Source organism: Leeuwenhoekiella sp. W20_SRS_FM14 (genome assembly GCF_052119605.1).
GTDB lineage: Bacteria > Bacteroidota > Bacteroidia > Flavobacteriales > Flavobacteriaceae > Leeuwenhoekiella.
In genome coordinates, this window is record NZ_JBGQOK010000003.1 from 296286 (window position 1) to 314510 (window position 18225).

At 35.5% G+C, this 18225-nt stretch carries 18 protein-coding genes; 4 read left to right on the top strand and 14 right to left on the bottom strand.

Annotated features, from left to right (window positions below; genetic code table 11):
- Nucleotides 1-16: 16 nt before the first annotated feature.
- Nucleotides 17-760, top strand: a complete 744-nt coding sequence (ppgK, locus tag ACEN25_RS07470) for a polyphosphate--glucose phosphotransferase (protein ID WP_441802377.1) — start codon at nt 17-19, stop codon at nt 758-760.
- Between the two features lie 70 nt (nt 761-830).
- Here ppgK and ACEN25_RS07475 read toward each other — a convergent pair whose 3' ends face one another.
- The 3 genes from ACEN25_RS07475 to argS all read right to left on the bottom strand — a co-directional run bounded on the left by ACEN25_RS07475 (nt 831) and on the right by argS (nt 5110).
- The gene (locus ACEN25_RS07475) at nt 831-1712 is read right to left on the bottom strand and encodes a bifunctional 5,10-methylenetetrahydrofolate dehydrogenase/5,10-methenyltetrahydrofolate cyclohydrolase (RefSeq protein WP_441802378.1); all 882 of its coding nucleotides are present in this window, start codon (nt 1710-1712) and stop codon (nt 831-833) included.
- Between the two features lie 77 nt (nt 1713-1789).
- Nucleotides 1790-3118, bottom strand: coding sequence for a signal recognition particle protein (gene ffh, locus ACEN25_RS07480; RefSeq protein ID WP_441802379.1), 1329 nt, complete (start codon nt 3116-3118; stop codon nt 1790-1792).
- Between the two features lie 216 nt (nt 3119-3334).
- Entirely contained in the window at nt 3335-5110 is a 1776-nt protein-coding gene (gene argS / locus ACEN25_RS07485) for an arginine--tRNA ligase (RefSeq protein WP_441802380.1), read from the bottom strand.
- A gap of 148 nt (nt 5111-5258) precedes the next feature.
- On the opposite strand from argS, the gene ACEN25_RS07490 reads away from it, so the two are divergent.
- The 3 genes from ACEN25_RS07490 to ACEN25_RS07500 all read left to right on the top strand — a co-directional run bounded on the left by ACEN25_RS07490 (nt 5259) and on the right by ACEN25_RS07500 (nt 8705).
- Nucleotides 5259-5690: a hypothetical protein gene (locus ACEN25_RS07490; RefSeq protein ID WP_441802381.1), complete on the top strand. Its 432-nt coding sequence runs from the start codon at nt 5259-5261 to the stop codon at nt 5688-5690.
- A 61-nt stretch (nt 5691-5751) separates the two neighbouring features.
- Nucleotides 5752-7188 (top strand): SDR family oxidoreductase, encoded by a 1437-nt coding sequence (locus tag ACEN25_RS07495; RefSeq protein WP_441802382.1) that lies wholly within the window; start codon nt 5752-5754, stop codon nt 7186-7188.
- A 56-nt stretch (nt 7189-7244) separates the two neighbouring features.
- Complete coding sequence (locus tag ACEN25_RS07500; RefSeq protein ID WP_441802383.1) at nt 7245-8705, top strand: BCCT family transporter; 1461 nt, start codon at nt 7245-7247, stop codon at nt 8703-8705.
- Nucleotides 8706-8707: 2 nt separating this feature from the next.
- On the opposite strand, the gene ctlX is transcribed toward ACEN25_RS07500, so the two are convergent.
- The 11 genes from ctlX to ykgO all read right to left on the bottom strand — a co-directional run bounded on the left by ctlX (nt 8708) and on the right by ykgO (nt 18222).
- Nucleotides 8708-9640: a citrulline utilization hydrolase CtlX gene (gene ctlX / locus ACEN25_RS07505; protein WP_441802384.1), complete on the bottom strand. Its 933-nt coding sequence runs from the start codon at nt 9638-9640 to the stop codon at nt 8708-8710.
- Between the two features lie 87 nt (nt 9641-9727).
- The gene (locus ACEN25_RS07510) at nt 9728-10642 is read right to left on the bottom strand and encodes a dimethylarginine dimethylaminohydrolase family protein (protein WP_441802385.1); all 915 of its coding nucleotides are present in this window, start codon (nt 10640-10642) and stop codon (nt 9728-9730) included.
- A gap of 87 nt (nt 10643-10729) precedes the next feature.
- Nucleotides 10730-12016, bottom strand: coding sequence for a citrate synthase (locus tag ACEN25_RS07515; RefSeq protein ID WP_028376324.1), 1287 nt, complete (start codon nt 12014-12016; stop codon nt 10730-10732).
- A 280-nt stretch (nt 12017-12296) separates the two neighbouring features.
- Nucleotides 12297-13586, bottom strand: coding sequence for a phosphopyruvate hydratase (gene eno / locus ACEN25_RS07520; protein WP_441802386.1), 1290 nt, complete (start codon nt 13584-13586; stop codon nt 12297-12299).
- A gap of 209 nt (nt 13587-13795) precedes the next feature.
- A complete protein-coding gene (carA, locus tag ACEN25_RS07525; protein WP_441802387.1) occupies nt 13796-14908 on the bottom strand; it encodes a glutamine-hydrolyzing carbamoyl-phosphate synthase small subunit in 1113 nt (370 codons plus the stop codon).
- 108 nt (nt 14909-15016) lie between these two features.
- Nucleotides 15017-15514 carry a 50S ribosomal protein L17 gene (rplQ, locus tag ACEN25_RS07530; RefSeq protein WP_441802388.1) on the bottom strand — a complete coding sequence of 166 codons (498 nt, stop codon included), beginning with the start codon at nt 15512-15514 and terminating at the stop codon, nt 15017-15019.
- A 63-nt stretch (nt 15515-15577) separates the two neighbouring features.
- A complete protein-coding gene (locus ACEN25_RS07535; protein ID WP_028376328.1) occupies nt 15578-16570 on the bottom strand; it encodes a DNA-directed RNA polymerase subunit alpha in 993 nt (330 codons plus the stop codon).
- A gap of 26 nt (nt 16571-16596) precedes the next feature.
- Complete coding sequence (gene rpsD, locus ACEN25_RS07540; protein ID WP_028376329.1) at nt 16597-17202, bottom strand: 30S ribosomal protein S4; 606 nt, start codon at nt 17200-17202, stop codon at nt 16597-16599.
- Between the two features lie 91 nt (nt 17203-17293).
- Nucleotides 17294-17716: a 30S ribosomal protein S11 gene (rpsK, locus tag ACEN25_RS07545; RefSeq protein ID WP_035899755.1), complete on the bottom strand. Its 423-nt coding sequence runs from the start codon at nt 17714-17716 to the stop codon at nt 17294-17296.
- 9 nt (nt 17717-17725) lie between these two features.
- On the bottom strand, nt 17726-18100 hold the full coding sequence (rpsM, locus tag ACEN25_RS07550; RefSeq protein WP_028376331.1) for a 30S ribosomal protein S13: 375 nt from the start codon (nt 18098-18100) through the stop codon (nt 17726-17728).
- Nucleotides 18101-18105: 5 nt separating this feature from the next.
- Nucleotides 18106-18222 (bottom strand): type B 50S ribosomal protein L36, encoded by a 117-nt coding sequence (gene ykgO, locus ACEN25_RS07555; protein WP_009779203.1) that lies wholly within the window; start codon nt 18220-18222, stop codon nt 18106-18108.
- Nucleotides 18223-18225 lie beyond the last annotated feature (3 nt).

Here is an 18225-nt window from a genome sequence, read left to right on the forward strand (position 1 = left end):
AGAATAAACACATTATATGGAAATTCTTGGAGTTGATGTAGGAGGATCTGGTATTAAAGGAGTACCTGTTAATCTGGATCAGGAGAAATATTTAGGTGATAGATTTAGACTTGACACTCCAATGCCCCGTGAACCTAAAGCAATGGTAAAAACGATTGCCGAAGTTGTAAAACATTGGGATTGGAAAGGTGTTGTGGGCGTTGGTTTTCCTACAGTAATTCATAAAGGTAAAGCCCTGGAACATGGTAATCTTGATAAATCCTGGTTGGGTTTACAGGTAGATGATATGATTTCTCAAAAAATAGGCTTACCTGTAAACGTAATGAATGATGCAGATGCTGCTGGTCTCGCAGAGATGGAGTTTGGTGTTGGGAAAGGAGTGCAAGGTCTGGTTATAACCGTAACTATAGGAACCGGTATAGGAAGTGGTGTTTTCTTTAACGGCGAACTCATTCCTAATTTTGAATTGGGACAAATGAAGTACAAGAAGAAAACCTCAATTGAAGAATTTGCTTCTCGACGGGTACGTCTAGATAACGAAATGAGTTTTAAAAAGTGGGGAAAACGCTTTAATAAATTTATTCAGTTAGTAAGTCAAATTAGTCAACCCGAACTGATAATAATAGGTGGTGGCGCCAGTAAAAACTTAGATGAATATATTAAATATCTTAAAACTGATATTCCTATTATGGCTGCTCATACACGTAATCATGCAGGAATTATAGGTGCTGCTCTGGGTGCACGGCATCTGTTGAAATAAAATATTATAATCCTAATAAAAAAGAGGTCTTTATAAAGACCTCTTTTTTATTGTAACCTATTTATTAAACTTATAGTGCATTATGTCTCGCTCTTGCCAGCAAAGTATTCTTTAACAACATTGCGATAGTCATAGGTCCTACTCCACCAGGAACAGGAGTAATAAAATCTGCTTTTTTACTTACCGCTTCAAAGTCTACATCACCAGTAATGCGGTAACAACGTTCTTTAGTCTCGTCTGGAACTCGAGTTATACCTACATCTATAATTGTAACGCCCTCTTTAACCATATCTGCTTTTAAAAATTCAGGAACACCCAATGCAGTAATAATAATATCTGCCTGTTTAGTTAATTCTTCTAAATTGCTTGTACGGCTATGAGCAAGAGTTACGGTGCTGTTACCCGGGTTACCTTTCTGAGACATTAATATACTCATAGGACGCCCTACAATATGGCTGCGACCTATTACAACCGTATGTTTACCTTCAGTAGGAACATTATAACGCTTTAATAATTCCATAATACCAAAAGGTGTAGCAGGAATAAAAACCGGCATATCCTGAGCCATTTTGCCAAAGTTTGTAGGATGAAAACCATCTACATCTTTATCTGGGTCAACAGCAAGTAGTACCTTTTGCTCATCAATATGTTTTGGTAACGGAAGCTGCACAATATATCCATCTATTTCTGGATTATTATTAAGCTGATCTATTTGATCTAAAAGCTCTTCCTCAGTTGTTTCTTCAGCTAACTTAATTAATGTAGAATCAAAACCTATACGCTCACAAGAACGCACTTTACTTCCCACATAAGTAAGACTCGCACCATCATTCCCTACTAAAACCGCTGCAAGATGAGGTACTTTTTCACCTCTGGATTTCATTTCTTTAACTTCCAGAGCGATTTCATTTTTTAAATCATCACTGGTTTTTTTTCCGTCTAGAATAGTCATATTCAATAATAAATGTTAGGCGTTAATTGTTATTGGAAAAGCACTTATAACTTTTAACCATTAACATTTAACTGATTTTATCGCATATTATTCATCATCTGCATCATCTTGGCTCCGCCACCTCCTTGCATCATTTTCATCATTTTACTCATTTGAGTAAATTGCTTTAATAATTGATTGACTTCCTGTACCGAAGTTCCTGATCCTTTACTAATACGTTTTTTACGACTGCTGTTAATAATTGAAGGCTGCGTACGCTCATCTGGAGTCATGCTGTGTATTATAGCTTCAATACCTTTAAAAGCATCATCATCTATATCAAGACCTTTTAAGGCTTTGCCGGCCCCAGGTATCATCCCGATAAGATCTTTCATATTACCCATTTTCTTAATCTGCTGAATTTGCTTTAAGAAATCATCAAAACCAAACTGATTTTTAGCAATTTTCTTTTGCAGCTTACGGGCTTCATCTTCGTCAAATTGTTCCTGAGCACGTTCTACAAGAGATACAACATCTCCCATACCAAGAATACGATCTGCCATACGGGAAGGATAGAAGACATCAATAGCTTCCATCTTTTCACCAGTACCTATAAACTTAATGGGTTTATTAACAACCGTTTTAATAGATAAAGCTGCACCACCACGGGTATCTCCATCTAATTTTGTTAAAACAACCCCGTCAAAATTTAAAATATCATTAAATGCCTTTGCGGTATTTACAGCATCCTGACCGGTCATAGAGTCAACTACAAATAACGTCTCCTGAGGTTCAATTGCTTTATGCACAGCCGCAATCTCATTCATCATTGCCTGGTCAACTGCAAGTCGACCCGCGGTATCTATAATTACCACATTAAAACCATTTGCTTTTGCGTGAGCAATACCGGCTTGTGATATTTTTACGGGATCTTTCTCTTCTCTGTTAGAATATACCTCAACGCCTATTTGATCTCCCACTACGTGAAGTTGATCTATCGCTGCAGGACGATACACGTCACAGGCTACAAGTAAAGGTTTTTTGGTCTTTTTAATTTTTAAATAATTTGCCAGCTTCCCAGAAAAAGTAGTTTTACCACTACCCTGTAAACCAGACATTAGTATAACAGTAGGATTGCCTGAAAGATTAATACCTTCTGCATCTCCTCCCATTAATTTTGTGAGTTCGTCTTTAACCAGTTTAGTCATTAACTGACCCGGTTTTAACGCTGATAATACATCTTGTCCCAGTGCTTTATCCTTAACGGTGCTGGTAAAATCTTTTGCGATTTTATAATTAACATCTGCATCTACAAGTGCACGACGTATTTCTTTAAGAGTTTCGGCTACGTTTACTTCTGTAATCTGACCGTGCCCCTTAAGCACGTGCATCGCCTTATCTAACTTATCACTTAAATTATCAAACATAGATTTTATTATAAACAGCCTCGTGAATCAATCGCGAGGGATTTTGTATTCTTTTAATTTACCCGGTTTTATACCTGAACTCAGTCTTCCACTTTATGGATTCAAGGTTGCAAATTTAATGATTTGAATACAAGAATAATAGTTTCAAATCAGAAGATATTCATTTAACCGTATTTAGTTCTGTTGATTGCTCTTCTTTTAAAATGCTCCAAATAATTACATTCGCTCAGGAACCGCTATTCCTAATAAGTTAAAAGCTGATGCTATTACTTCACTAACTTTTTTTGAGAGCGCTACGCGGAAGCTTTTCTCTTCATCTGTATCTGCTCCTAAAATCGAAACTTGCTGGTAAAAAGAATTAAACTCTTTAACCAAATCATACGTATAATTAGCAATTAAAGCTGGACTGTGATTTTCTGCTGCTAATTGTATGGTTTCTGGATATAAAGCGATTTGCTTTATCAATTCTTTTTCTTTAGGATGTAAGTCATTATGATCTGCAGTAACCGGCACCCCATTATCTACTGCCTTTCTCAAAATAGACTGAATACGCGCATAGGTATACTGTATAAAAGGTCCTGTATTTCCTTGAAAATCTACAGACTCTTCCGGATTGAAAAGAATACGCTTTTTAGGATCTACTTTAAGAATATAATATTTTAATGCTCCCAGCCCTATTATCTTATACAACTCCTGCTTCTCAGCGTCACTATAGCCATCAAGCTTACCTAATTCTTCAGCAATATTGCCTGCTGTGGTTGTCATTTCGTTAATAAGATCATCGGCGTCAACTACAGTACCTTCGCGGCTTTTCATTTTTCCGCTAGGTAAGTCTACCATCCCATAGCTTAAATGATACAGATTTTCTGCCCAGTCGTATCCTAGTTTTTTCAGAATTAAGAACAAGACTTTAAAATGATAATCCTGCTCATTACCTACCGTATAAATCATTCCGCCTACATCGTTGTGATCTTTTACACGCTGTATTGCTGTACCTATATCTTGCGTCATATATACCGCAGTACCATCGCTACGCAAAACTATTTTTTCATCAAGACCGTCTGCTGTTAAATCGCACCAGACTGAACCATCTGCCTTTCTATAAAAAACTCCGTTTCTAAGGCCTTCTTCAATATTATCTTTACCTAATAAATAGGTATTGCTTTCGTAATAGTAACTGTCAAAATCTACACCCAGATTTTTATACGTTTCTTCAAAACCTGCATAAACCCAGCTGTTCATCATTTCCCAAAGCGCAACTACCTCCTTATCTCCTGCTTCCCATTTGCGCAACATATCCTGTGCCTCGAGGATTAAAGGAGCTTGTTTCTCTGCTTCTTCCTTTGTCTTTCCCTGAGCTACTAGATATGATTGCTCTTCTTTGTAGGCTTTATCAAACTTCACGTAGTAATTACCTACCAGTTTATCGCCTTTTAAACCTGTAGACTCGGGTGTTTCACCCTTACCAAAATTTTTCCAGGCAAGCATACTTTTACAAATATGAATCCCACGGTCATTTATAATTTGTGTTTTATAAACTTTTTTACCTGAGGCTTTTAGGATTTCTGCTACAGAATATCCTAACAGATTATTACGTACGTGGCCTAAATGCAACGGCTTATTTGTATTTGGTGAAGAGTATTCTACCATAACAGCCTTACCTTTTGCAGGTTTATGTCCGTAGTTTTCTATAGAACGTATTTGCTTAAAAAACTCTAGATAGTAACTGTCTGCTATAACCAGATTCAGAAAACCTTTAACCACATTAAAATCAGAAATTTCGGTAAGATTCTTCTTTACATAGGCTCCTATTTGCTCGCCAATAACCGCAGGATTGCCTTTAGCAACTCGCAAAATAGGAAATACCACAACCGTTAAATCACCTTCAAAATCCTTGCGTGTAGGTTGTAGTTCTACTTCGTTTAATTCGGCATTAAAAAGGTATTGTACCGCATCTTTAACGGCTTGACTTAATTTTTCTGGTAAATTCATGAGTGTTTTTTCTGAAGCCGCAAAGATAAGCAAAAGCAGGCTTTAGCAAAGCGAAAAGCCTACAGCCTAATACATAGTCTCTATTTTAATTCTATTTAAGGATTGCTAAATATAATTTCTACACAAACTCGTATCTTTAAAAGAAAAAATGTTACTGAATGTTTCTTACAATAACCCTGAAATAAAACAAAAAATTAATGCTGAGGTAGGTGCGCCATTTACACTGCGCGAACGTATAAAAATGCGCGGCATTGGCTCTTCAAAATTATTTATAACAAGCACAAGCATTGAGATTCATAACCTACTCATTCTTGACAGCTATGTTGATACGTGCAATATAGAAATGCGCCCGAATGGCATTATCATTGGTTTTAGATCATTACTAGAATCCTATGCTCTAATAATACCGTATTACAAACTCACCTTATACAAAGGCAAGGCTCAAGAATACAGTATTTACAGAGATAACTATTTTATAAAAATACGAGCTAAAGCTAAAGACAAAACTACCCACAGTTTTATCAAAAAAATAATGGATTATAAAGCAGAAAACTTACCAGAACTTCCCGAAGGTATGTAGTTTGAGTATCTAACAGTACCTTAAATAGTTTTAGTAATACCTATCTTTATAAAAATGCTTTATGAAAATTTTACTCACAGGCGCTAATGGCTACATTGGCATGCGTTTGCTGCCAATGTTGCTTGAGCAAGGGCACGAAATTATTTGTGCTGTTAGAGACAAAAATCGGCTCTCTGTAAATGCGCGCACACGCGAACGTATTGCAATTGTAGAAATAGATTTTCTCGAAGAACCAGATTTGAACAAGCTTCCAAAAGATTTAGACGCAGCTTATTATCTTATTCACTCAATGACCTCATCTACATCAGACTTTGATGAGAAAGAAGAACGGTCTGCACAAAACTTTAATAAATACCTCGCGGAAACTGCTTGTAAGCAAGTAATCTACCTGAGTGGTATTGTTAATGAAGAAAACTTAAGCAAGCATCTTAGATCCCGTAAACAAGTAGAAGATACTTTGTATCAGGGGAATTTTAATCTTACCGTTTTAAGAGCTGCGATAATTGTAGGATCAGGAAGTTCGTCATTTGAAATTATACGTGATTTATGTGAAAAACTACCTGTGATGATCACTCCTAAATGGGTCACCACCCGTTGCCAACCGATTGCAATTCGCAATGTATTACAATTCTTATCTGGTGTTTTAGGAAATGACAAATGTTATAATGAATCATTTGACATTGGCGGTCCAGATATTCTTTCTTACAAAGAGATGATGTTACTCTACTCTAAAATACGCGGTCTGTCACTTACCATTATTAACGTACCGGTAATGAGTCCTAAAATATCTTCCTATTGGTTATATTTTGTAACCTCCACGAGTTACAAACTTGCGTTAAATCTGGTAGACAGTATGCGCGTAGAAGTAATTACCAGAGACACCAGATTACAGGAAATACTCAATATAAAACCGCTCACCTACACAGAGGCTATCAAATTGGCTTTTGAAAAGATAGTACAAAATCAAGTTGTCTCAAGCTGGAAAGACTCTATGGTAAGTGGAAGATTTAGGAAAGATGTAAGTGAATATATTAAAGTTCCTGAATTTGGTTGTTTAAAAGATCGACAAAGAATACAACTAAAAAATCCCGAACAAGCACTAGAAAATATTTGGTCTATAGGGGGAAATCGTGGCTGGTATTATGCAAATAGACTTTGGAAGATACGCGGCTTTATAGATAAAATTTTTGGTGGTGTAGGACTTAGAAGAGGACGCACCCATTCTCACGAACTTTATGAGGGAGATTCTCTTGATTTTTGGAGAGTATTATTAGCCGATAAAAAAGAAAAAAGATTATTGCTTTTTGCTGAAATGAAAGTACCGGGCGAAGCCTGGTTAGATTGGGAGATTGATGATCATAATGTACTGCATCAAACAGCAACCTTTAGACCTCGGGGGCTTTGGGGTAGATTGTACTGGTTTAGCATGTTACCTTTCCACTATTTCATTTTTGATGGAATGATTCGAAGTATCGCAAAATATAATCCTAAAAAATAAGAACTATCAGACCCACAAAAAACTTTAAGGATGCGCTACTGCTTAAAACAGCAATCGTGATCCTATTAATTATATGTTTTTTCTTTTATGCTTTTACTGAAGAGAGTTATAACATCATTGAGAATATATCTCTCGAAGTTCGCAACTACTTCGGACAATTTTACCTGGTTCTGGGTTTATGTTGTGTTCTTATATTAGTCGCTGTTGCAATTTCTAAATGGGGAACTTACAAACTGGGAAAATCTAACGAAAAACCTGCATTTTCAAGAATGGCCTGGGTCTCGATGCTCTACAGTGCAGGAATGGGAGCCGGTATTTTATTAAGAGCCGTGCAAGAACCTGTTTATATGCTTTTAAATCCCCCTATAAATACCAATGCATCTAAACAAACAATCGCTCTTGAATTTACATTTTACCAGTGGGGATTTACGGCATGGGCATTTTATGCCCTTTTTGCTTTAGCCATAGGTACAGCTGTTTTTAAATTTAGTAGACCTGTTTTAACTAGTAGTACAGTATTCAACACATTAGAAAATAAAGAACATAAATTAAAATTTACCGGAAGATTTATAACTGACCTTTTGACTCTGCTTACAACGGTATTTGGTCTTGTTGCAGCCGTAGGTTTAGGTGCCAGCCAAATTAAAGGCGGATTAGATCATTTACTAGGAATTACATTAAGTTCTAACTACATCATAGCACTTATTCTAGTAGTAGGCGTACTCTCTTTAGTTTCAGCATTAAGCGGTGTTGAAAAAGGTATAAAGCGTTTATCTACTGCAAATATTTACCTCACCCTCGCATTACTTTTCTTTGTCATTATACAAAGTGATGTAATAGCCATACTAAAACAATTTGCAATATCATTTTATCATTATGTTGTAGACTTTATACCTATGAGCCTTGCGCTGGGCAACTACAATCCCGGCACGCAATTCCTAACAGATTGGACCTATTATTACTGGGCATTCTGGATAGCCTGGGCACCGTTTACAGGTATTTTTATAGCTCGTATTAGTCACGGAAGAACCATTAGAGAAATAATAATAGGAGTACTACTTCTTCCCTCTTTAGGAACATTCCTGTGGTTTACAGTTTTTGGGCAGTCAGCATTTGAACTTATAGCAAACTGGCAAACGTATTCAGGAGAATTTGATAATGTATTTACGTCGCTTTTTGAATTTCTATCTAATTACCCGCTTCAGGTTGTTGTAAATAGTATAGTTGTTTTATTACTTATAGGTTTTTTAGTTACTTCATTAGATTCTGCAATCTATGTATTAAGCACATTTACTTCTACTGCAACCAAAGAACCTTCAAAGAGACACCGTATTTTATGGAGTATAATTCTCACTCTAAGTGCAGTAGGCCTCGTTTTATTAGGATTTGTGCGTAAAGAAAGTAATGTATTAATAGCCGCACAAAAGTTACTCATAGTAACATCACTGCCTCTAAGTTTATTTATGGTTTGGATGATCCTTAAATGGTTAATGAACCTGAGTCACTGGAAAAAATAGATTTATTTTCTAGGAAGAAAAATTTCTGCCATCATACAACGGGCACTACCTCCACCACACGTTTCAATAGTCTCTAAATCACTGCTAAGAATCTCACTGTATTTAGATATACTTTCTATCTGACCATTATTTAACGATTGATGTGCACTCGAGCTCATTACCAGATATTTTTTACCTTCAGCATTAGCAACCTGAAGCATATTGCCGGCAAATTGATGCATTTGTTTCTCAGAAATGGAAATGATTTCTTTACCTGATTCCTTTAGCTGATTCAGTACAAATTTTCGCTCTTTCTTATCATCTATACACTCTAAACAAATCACACAAAACTCTTCTGCTACACACATCATTACATTTGTATGATAAATGGGCAGACGTTTACCCTCAACAGATTGATACGCAGTGAAAATAACTGGAAGATACTCAAACTCTTCACAAAATTCGATAAACAAGTCTTCGTCTGCACGTGCAGAAAGTGCACAATAGGCTTTCTCATTTATTCGATCTAAAATGACACTACCTGTACCTTCTAAAAAAATACCTTCCTCTTCTGCTTCTGTATAGTCTATGATATTATTAATCATAAACCCTGAGTCTTCTAGAAGGGTAAAGAACTCTTCTCGACGCTCTTTTCTTCTATTTTCTGCATACATTGGGTAAATTGCAATATTTCCATTCTCATGAGTACTTACCCAATTATTCGGAAATATTGAATCTGGAGTATCTAATGTTTTATCATCATCTAAAATAAGTACGTTAATACCGGCAGTTTTTAACTTTGATACAAACTTATCGAACTCCCCTTGTGCCTTTTTGTTTATTTCATCATTTTTAAGAGCTAACTCTTCTTGAAAGTAATTATTAACGGCAGTTTGTTCATTCATTCTAAATGCCACGGGGCGCACCATTAACACGGTATCAGTAACTTGTTTCATAGGGAAAATTTTCAGGCAAATGTAGAATACGTATTTTGATTGTGCACACGATTTTCCTACGCGATTAAATGTAAGTTTTAAAGTATTTTACTCTCTAATTAAAGGAAGTGTACTACATCTTAAAAGTCCTTCTTGCTTAGATATTTCGGCATAAGGAACTTCTTCTACAGTTATACCTTTACTGCGAAGCCACGTGTTTAATCTGGTGAAATTTCGTTCAGATATAACAACATCTTGAGAAATAGAAAAAATGTTTGAATTCATACTAAACATTTCATCAGAATCTATCTCAAAGACATTTTCTTTACCAAAATGATTTAATAACCACTCATATTCTTCCTCTATTAAAAAACCATTTTTATGTAGAATGGCATACTTATCTCCAACGGGTTGAAAACAGCAATCTAAATGAAGGGCATTTTCATAAGGATTTACGTTAGATTTTCTAAGATTGAAAGACATAACCTTTTTCTCTGGAAATGTTTTTTGTAGAAATTCTACTGCCAGCATATTTGTACGCGCTATAATATAATCTGAATAATCTGGTTCTCTATAAACTCCCACTAAAATGTAATCTCCCACAGGCATTACATCACCCCCTTCAATGTGAGCCTCTTCAGGAAATCGTATTATTTTATCGGGATCTATTTGAGCTAAAACATGCTCAATAGCTTCGATTTCCTGTTCTCTATCTGGTAATATATTTGCTTTTATAAATATATCATCAATTACAAAACCTATATCTCTAGTAAATATTTGGTTATAATTCTCAATTAATTTAGGTCTAAAAACCTGTACCCCATATTTATTAAAAACTTCTTCTACAGCTTCTATCTCACTTACCATATCCTCCTCTTTAGGATAGGTATTTGATTTAATATACAACATAGATTTAGGATCGTATGCATCTTCAAGAGCAGGTACACCACCATTGCTTTTTGCGGTTCCTAATATCACAGAACGAAGACGTGAGGTCTCATCGTTTATATTAAGTTTTATCATAAAATGTAATTATCAAAAATATATAAACATAAAGCGGGTTTCTGACAATGATCAAAAACCCGCTATTATAATAGAAAACCAGAAGGTTTAGCGCTCTTCCATAGGTTTAAATGATCTCAAAGTCTCTCCTATATAAACCTGACGAGGTCTTCCTATAGGCTCTTTGCGTAAACGCATTTCTCTCCATTGTGCAATCCAACCCGGTATACGACCCATTGCAAACATTACTGTAAACATTTCGACGGGTATACCTAAAGCACGATAAATTATACCTGAATAGAAATCAACATTAGGATATAACTTACGCTTTACAAAGTAATCATCTTCTAATGCTTCTTTTTCAAGCCCCTTAGCTATTGTCAATACCTCGTCGTTTATACCTAGCTGCTCTAGTACATCATCTGCAGCCTTTTTAATAATTTTTGCTCTGGGATCAAAATTTTTGTAAACTCTATGACCAAAGCCCATTAGACGGAAAGGATCTTCTTTGTCCTTAGCTTTTTGCATGTATTTTTTAGTATCACCACCATCTGCTTTAATAGCTTCAAGCATTTCTATAACTGCTTGATTTGCTCCTCCGTGCAAAGGTCCCCAAAGTGCCGAAATACCCGCTGAGATTGAAGCAAATAAGCCTGCGTGTGAAGAACCTACTATGCGCACGGTAGATGTAGAACAGTTTTGCTCGTGATCTGCGTGTAAGATTAAGAGTTTATCAATAGCTTCAATAATTACAGGATCTACTTTGTACTCGCTATTCGGTTTAGAAAACATCATTTTATGTAAGTTTTCTACGTAGCCTAAACTGTCATCACCATAATCAAGAGGTTTACTCATTTTAGTACGCATAGTCCAGGCAACTAAAACAGGAAATTTACCCAATAGTTTAACAATAGCTTTATACATATCTTCTTCAGAATCAACATTTACCGCTCCAGGATTAAATGCTGTTAATGCAGAAGTAAGCGAAGCTAATACCCCCATAGGATGAGCAGATTTAGGAAAACCATTCAAGATTTTCTTTATATCTTCATCTACGTGATTTTCTTCTTTAATATCATTATGAAACTTTTTAAGCTCATCTTGAGTAGGCAGCTCACCAAAAATTAAAAGATAAACCACTTCTAGAAAAGAAGCTTTTTCTGCAAGTTCCTCGATAGAATAGCCTCTATATCTTAAAATGCCTTCCTCTCCATTTAAAAATGTAATTGCACTTTCACAACTACCCGTATTTTTATAACCGGGATCAATTGTTGTGTAACCACCAGTTACAGCTCTTAAAGTAGCTATATCGATTGCATTTTCATTTTCAGTACCTGTAATAACAGGAAATTCATAGGATTTACCCTCAATTGTCAACGTAGCATTATCTGCCATTATATTATATGTTTTAGCTAATTATCAAAAAATTCAAGTGTTGCTAAAATACAAAATTAAGAGAGATTACTAAAGCAAATAGGGCATTCACGAGGTTAAAAAAAACAAAATAATTTGACAACAAGTTTATATAGACAGCTATTTTAAAACAAAGAAGTTTTAACCACTAAAATGAAAAATAATCTCAATAAAATATCTGAAATAATAAGGAGTTTTCTAAACCTCTTTAAATCAAAAAAACACCCATATGGGTGTTTTTAAATTATATTTTTTAATAAGGTTACTTTATTTTAAAAGCATTCATTTTAGGAAAATAAGCAACAGATCCTAATTCTTCTTCTATACGCAGCAATTGATTGTATTTTGCCATACGATCACTACGCGATGCAGAACCGGTTTTTATTTGTCCTGTATTAAGTGCAACTGCAAGATCTGCGATAGTTGTATCTTCCGTTTCACCAGAACGGTGCGACATAACTGATGTATAACCGGCATTGTGAGCCATATTAACTGCAGCTATAGTTTCAGTTAACGTACCAATTTGATTTACTTTAATTAAAATTGAATTAGCAATACCGTTTTCAATTCCTTTAGAAAGGCGCTCAACATTAGTAACAAACAAATCGTCACCTACCAGCTGTACTTTATCGCCAATCTTTTCTGTTAAAGATTTCCATCCCTCCCAGTCATTCTCATCCATGCCATCTTCTATAGAGATAATAGGATATTTTGCTGCTAATTCGGCAAGGTAAGTTGCTTGTTCTTCACTAGAGCGAATAACACCTTTATCACCTTCAAATTTAGTATAATCGTATTTTCCGTTTACATAAAATTCTGCTGCTGCACAATCTAAAGCGATCATTACTTCGTCTCCAAATTTGTAACCTGCATTCTCTACTGCCTTTTGAATACTTTCAATAGCATCTTCAGTTCCTTCGAGTGTTGGTGCAAAACCTCCTTCATCTCCTACAGCAGTGCTTAGACCACGGTCGTGCAATACTTTTTTGAGATTGTGAAAAATCTCTGTACCCATTTTAATAGCGTGCGTAAAGCTTTCTGCTTTAACCGGCATTACCATAAATTCCTGAAAAGCGATAGGAGCATCACTATGTGACCCACCATTTATAATATTCATCATAGGTACAGGAAGTGTATTTGCACTAACACCACCTACGTAACGATAAAGAGGCATGTTCAATTCATTTGCTGCTGCTTTTGCAGCTGCAAGAGAAACTCCTAAAATTGCATTAGCACCTAATTTAGATTTATTAGCCGTTCCATCAAGATCAATCATTGTTTGATCTATCAGATTTTGTTCAAATACAGAAACTCCTAGGAGTTCCTGAGCAATAATTGTATTAACGTTATCAATAGCTTTTAAAACGCCCTTACCCATATAATCTTTACCCCCATCACGAAGTTCAACAGCCTCGTGCTCACCTGTAGAAGCTCCTGAAGGAACTGCTGCTCTACCTAAAACTCCATTTTCGGTTAAAACATCTACTTCTACTGTGGGATTTCCTCGTGAGTCTAAGATTTGACGTGCGTGGATATTGATAATTATACTCATATTATTTTAAAATTGATTAGTTCTTTTAGTATGCGCAATATACTGAATAAGCCAGTATTTATAAACCTTAGTAAGTGGTTTAGCTGTAATTTAATGATAATTTAAAACTACAAGCCCAGATATAAAATACTTACAAAACCTATTAAGAAATGGCTATTTTTATCACATTTCTATAATTTCTTAAAAGTGTTATTTATGTGGTTTTATGCTTATGCAGTTTTCTTTTTCATTAAACCTATAAATTCATCAAATAAATAGGTCGCATCATTAGGACCAGGCCCAGCTTCAGGATGATATTGAACTGAAAAACAAGCTTTATCTTTCATCCTTAAACCCATAACCGTATTGTCATTTAAGTGTTGATGTGTAACTTCTAAATTAGTATTGGATTTAGCCTCCTCATAATTTACTGAAAAACCATGATTTTGAGAAGTAATCTCGCCTTTACCTGAAACATGATTCATCACAGGGTGATTTATTCCTCTATGCCCGTGGTGCATTTTGAAAGTACTTATACCATTTGCAAGTGCAATTATTTGATGACCTAAACATATCCCAAAAAGTGGTTTATCGGCAGCTAAAATATTTTTTGTGGTCTCTATAACATGCTTCAAAGGATCTGGATCTCCAGGCCCGTTAGAAAGAAAATAGCCGTCAGGATTCCAGGCTTCCATTTCCTCAAATGTAGTATCGAAAGGAAATACCTTAATATATATATCACGTGAAGCCATATTACGCAAGATATTCTTCTTAATTCCTAAATCTAGAGCAGCTACTTTGTATGAAGCATTTTCATCACCAAAAAAGTAGGGTTCTTTTGTTGACACTTTTGACGCCAATTCCAGACCATTCATATCTGGCACATTAGCTAGTTGCTCTTTAAGTGCCTCTATATTATCGACATCTGTAGAAATTACGGCATTCATAGCTCCATTATCTCTTATGTAAGAAACTAAAGCCCGGGTATCTACGTCTGAAATTGCGAATAGATTATTTTTATCAAGAAAAGATTGCAAAGACTCATCAACACGAGTACGTGAATAATTATAACTAAAATTACGGCAGATTAAACCTGCAATCTTTACAGAACCAGATTCGGTCTCATCATTATTACCACCATAGTTACCTATGTGAGCATTTGTAGTAACCATTAATTGACCAAAATAAGACGGATCAGTAAAAATCTCCTGATATCCGGTCATACCGGTATTAAAACAAACTTCTCCAAAGGCTGTACCTTCTTTGTCTCCTACAGCCTTACCATAAAAAATAGTTCCGTCAGCAAGTAGAATTAATGCTTTACGATTGGTTTGATACTTCATGTTGTTCTTTTAAAATACTAATTGGATTGTGGCAAAATTAATTATAAAAAAAAGGATAAACCTAAACGGCTTATCCTTTTTAAAATTTATTCGATATTAAAGAAATTTCTATTCTTCTTCATCAGAACCTTTAGTCTCTTTTTTTGGAGCTTCTTTTTTAGTAGCAGCAGCATTAGCCTCTGTACTAGCAACTTTCTTACCGGCTCTACGAGTAGATTTTTTCTTAGTTTTACCTAAGTTATAAATCTCATTGTAATCAACAAGCTCGATCATCGCCATATCAGCGTTATCTCCTAAACGATTACCTAACTTGATAATACGCGTATAACCACCTGGACGATCTCCTACCTTTACAGCAACATCTCTAAATAATTCTGCAACTGCATCTTTTTGACGCAATTTGCTCATTACGATACGACGATTATGTGTAGTATCTACTTTAGATTTTGTAACAATAGGTTCTACAAACTGCTTAAGCGCCTTGGCCTTAGCAACTGTAGTATTGATACGTTTATGCTCAATTAGAGAACATGCCATATTTGCAAGCATAGATTTTCTATGTGCTGTCTGGCGTCCTAAATGATTTATTTTTTTTCCGTGTCTCATGACATTTTAATTTAAGCAAACATCTTGCTCTACCCTTTTTGAGGAGCAAATTATGCTGCGTTACTAGTCTTTATCTAATTTGTATTTTGAAAGATCCATACCGAAGTTTAAACCCTTTACGTTCACAAGCTCTTCAAGCTCTGTAAGTGATTTTTTTCCGAAATTACGGAACTTCATAAGATCATTCTTATTATAAGAAACTAAGTCTCCAAGAGTCTCAACTTCAGCAGCTTTTAAACAGTTAAGTGCACGTACAGATAAATCCATATCCACTAATTTAGTTTTAAGCAATTGACGCATATGTAAAGATTCCTCATCATAAGTTTCAGTCTGAGCAATCTCATCTGCCTCAAGGGTGATGCGCTCATCAGAAAACAACATAAAATGGTGAATCAATGTTTTTGCAGCTTCAGTTAAAGCCTCTTTAGGATGAATAGAACCGTCAGTGATGATTTCAAAAACTAATTTCTCATAATCCGTTTTTTGCTCAACACGAAAGTTTTCTATACTATACTTCACATTTTTAATTGGAGTATATATCGAATCTGTAAAGATAGTTCCTATTGGAGCATTTTGTTTTTTGTTCTCTTCAGCAGGAACATAACCACGACCTTTCTCTACCGTGATCTCCATGTTGATGTTAACTTTCTTCTCCATATTGCAAATAACCAATTCTGGATTGAGAATTTGAAAACCAGAAATAAATTTCTGGAAATCTCCTGCAGTTAACTGTTCTTTATCAGAAACAGAGATGGTTACAGTCTCATTATCTATCTCATCAATCTGTCTTTTAAAACGTACTTGCTTAAGATTAAGAATGATTTCAGTAAAGTCTTCTACAACTCCCGCAATAGTTGAAAACTCATGATCTACACCCTCTACGCGTACAGATGTAATAGCAAAACCTTCTAAAGAAGAAAGTAATACTCTACGTAGCGCGTTACCAACAGTCAAACCGTAACCTGGCTCTAAAGGTCTGAATTCAAACTTACCTTCAAAGTCGGTAGAGTCTATCATTATGACTTTATCGGGCTTCTGGAAATTTAGTAATGCCATATTATGTTTTCTAAGAGTTGTTATTATTATTTAGAGTACAATTCAACGATGAATTGCTCGTTGATATTTTCAGGTATCTGAATACGTTCAGGAACCGAAACGAATGTACCTTGTTTGGTGTCATTATTCCAAGTGATCCACTCATAAACGTGGCTTGCATTTGAAAGAGAATCCTGTATAGCTGTCAAAGATTTTGACTTCTCACGTACAGCGATTGTATCACCAGCTTTTACTTGATAAGAAGGAATGTTTACTAATTCTCCATTAACAGTAATATGTCTGTGCGATACAAATTGACGTGCAGATCTTCTAGAAGGAGCAATACCCATTCTATAAACTACATTGTCTAAACGAGATTCACATAATTGTAATAACACAACCCCGGTAATACCAGTAGAACGAGTTGCTTTTTCAAACATATTACGGAATTGATTTTCTAAAATCCCATAAGTATATTTTGCTTTTTGCTTCTCCTGAAGTTGTATTGCATATTCAGACTTTTTACCACGGCGTCTGTTGTTTCCGTGTTGACCTGGAGGATAATTTCTTTTTTCAAAAGATTTGTCATCTCCAAAAATTGCTTCGCCAAATTTACGAGCGATTTTAGTTTTAGGACCGGTATATCTTGCCATTCTAATAAATAATTTGTGGGGTGATTAAGGAATTAAGGTCTAGTCCTTCGCAAAATCGTTGATCCCCGATTGATATAAAATAAATAATTAATTAAACTCTTCTACGCTTAGGAGGACGACATCCATTATGTGGTAATGGTGTAACGTCTACGATCTCTGTAACTTCGATACCACTATTGTGGATAGAACGTATAGCAGATTCACGACCATTACCTGGTCCTTTTACATAAACTTTAACCTTACGTAAACCAGCTTCGTGAGCTACTTTACTTGCATCCTCAGCAGCTAATTGTGCTGCATAAGGAGTGTTTTTCTTAGAACCTCTAAAGCCCATTTTTCCGGCTGAAGACCAAGAAACAACATCACCTTTTTTATTTGTCAAAGAAATTAAGATGTTATTGAACGATGCTGAAATGTGTGCTTCACCTATCGACTCAACAATTACCTTGCGCTTTTTTGTACCTTTAGTAGCTTTTGCGCCTTTTCCTCCACCTTTAGTGTTTTGCTTTGCCATTGTTACTTATTATTTAGTTGCCTTTTTCTTGTTAGCAACCGTTTTACGCTTACCTTTTCTGGTTCTTGAGTTGTTTTTGGTACGTTGACCACGTAATGGTAATCCAGAACGGTGTCTGATACCACGGTAACAACCAATATCCATAAGACGCTTAATACTCATTGAAACTTCACTTCTAAGTTCACCTTCAATTTTATAAGAACCTACAGCATCACGAATACGACCAATTTGATCATCATCCCACTCGTTTACTTTTAAATTCTCATCAACATCTGCCTGAGCCAATATCTTCTGAGCTCTGCTATTTCCGATTCCAAAGATGTACGTCAAAGCGATTACACCTCTCTTTTGTTTTGGGATATCTACCCCTGCAATTCTAGCCATAATCCTTAACCTTGTCTTTGTTTGAACTTAGGGTTCTTTTTATTAATAACGTATAATCTTCCTTTGCGACGTACAATCTTGCAGTCTGCACTTCTTTTCTTTACTGATGCTCTTACTTTCATCTT

What these genes read in the sequence shown, in the direction of transcription:
- ykgO (WP_009779203.1), bottom strand. Translation starts at nt 18,222, where the DNA reads ATGAAAGTAAGAGCATCAGTAAAGAAAAGAAGTGCAGACTGCAAGATT.
- ctlX (WP_441802384.1), bottom strand. Translation starts at nt 9,640, where the DNA reads ATGAAACAAGTTACTGATACCGTGTTAATGGTGCGCCCCGTGGCATTT.
- ACEN25_RS07495 (WP_441802382.1), top strand. Translation starts at nt 5,752, where the DNA reads ATGAAAATTTTACTCACAGGCGCTAATGGCTACATTGGCATGCGTTTG.
- ACEN25_RS07515 (WP_028376324.1), bottom strand. Translation starts at nt 12,016, where the DNA reads ATGGCAGATAATGCTACGTTGACAATTGAGGGTAAATCCTATGAATTT.
- ppgK (WP_441802377.1), top strand. Translation starts at nt 17, where the DNA reads ATGGAAATTCTTGGAGTTGATGTAGGAGGATCTGGTATTAAAGGAGTA.
- rpsD (WP_028376329.1), bottom strand. Translation starts at nt 17,202, where the DNA reads ATGGCAAGATATACCGGTCCTAAAACTAAAATCGCTCGTAAATTTGGC.
- carA (WP_441802387.1), bottom strand. Translation starts at nt 14,908, where the DNA reads ATGAAGTATCAAACCAATCGTAAAGCATTAATTCTACTTGCTGACGGA.
- ffh (WP_441802379.1), bottom strand. Translation starts at nt 3,118, where the DNA reads ATGTTTGATAATTTAAGTGATAAGTTAGATAAGGCGATGCACGTGCTT.
- ACEN25_RS07535 (WP_028376328.1), bottom strand. Translation starts at nt 16,570, where the DNA reads ATGGCATTACTAAATTTCCAGAAGCCCGATAAAGTCATAATGATAGAC.
- rpsM (WP_028376331.1), bottom strand. Translation starts at nt 18,100, where the DNA reads ATGGCTAGAATTGCAGGGGTAGATATCCCAAAACAAAAGAGAGGTGTA.
- ACEN25_RS07490 (WP_441802381.1), top strand. Translation starts at nt 5,259, where the DNA reads ATGTTACTGAATGTTTCTTACAATAACCCTGAAATAAAACAAAAAATT.
- rplQ (WP_441802388.1), bottom strand. Translation starts at nt 15,514, where the DNA reads ATGAGACACGGAAAAAAAATAAATCATTTAGGACGCCAGACAGCACAT.
- rpsK (WP_035899755.1), bottom strand. Translation starts at nt 17,716, where the DNA reads ATGGCAAAGCAAAACACTAAAGGTGGAGGAAAAGGCGCAAAAGCTACT.
- argS (WP_441802380.1), bottom strand. Translation starts at nt 5,110, where the DNA reads ATGAATTTACCAGAAAAATTAAGTCAAGCCGTTAAAGATGCGGTACAA.
- ACEN25_RS07510 (WP_441802385.1), bottom strand. Translation starts at nt 10,642, where the DNA reads ATGATAAAACTTAATATAAACGATGAGACCTCACGTCTTCGTTCTGTG.
- ACEN25_RS07475 (WP_441802378.1), bottom strand. Translation starts at nt 1,712, where the DNA reads ATGACTATTCTAGACGGAAAAAAAACCAGTGATGATTTAAAAAATGAA.
- eno (WP_441802386.1), bottom strand. Translation starts at nt 13,586, where the DNA reads ATGAGTATAATTATCAATATCCACGCACGTCAAATCTTAGACTCACGA.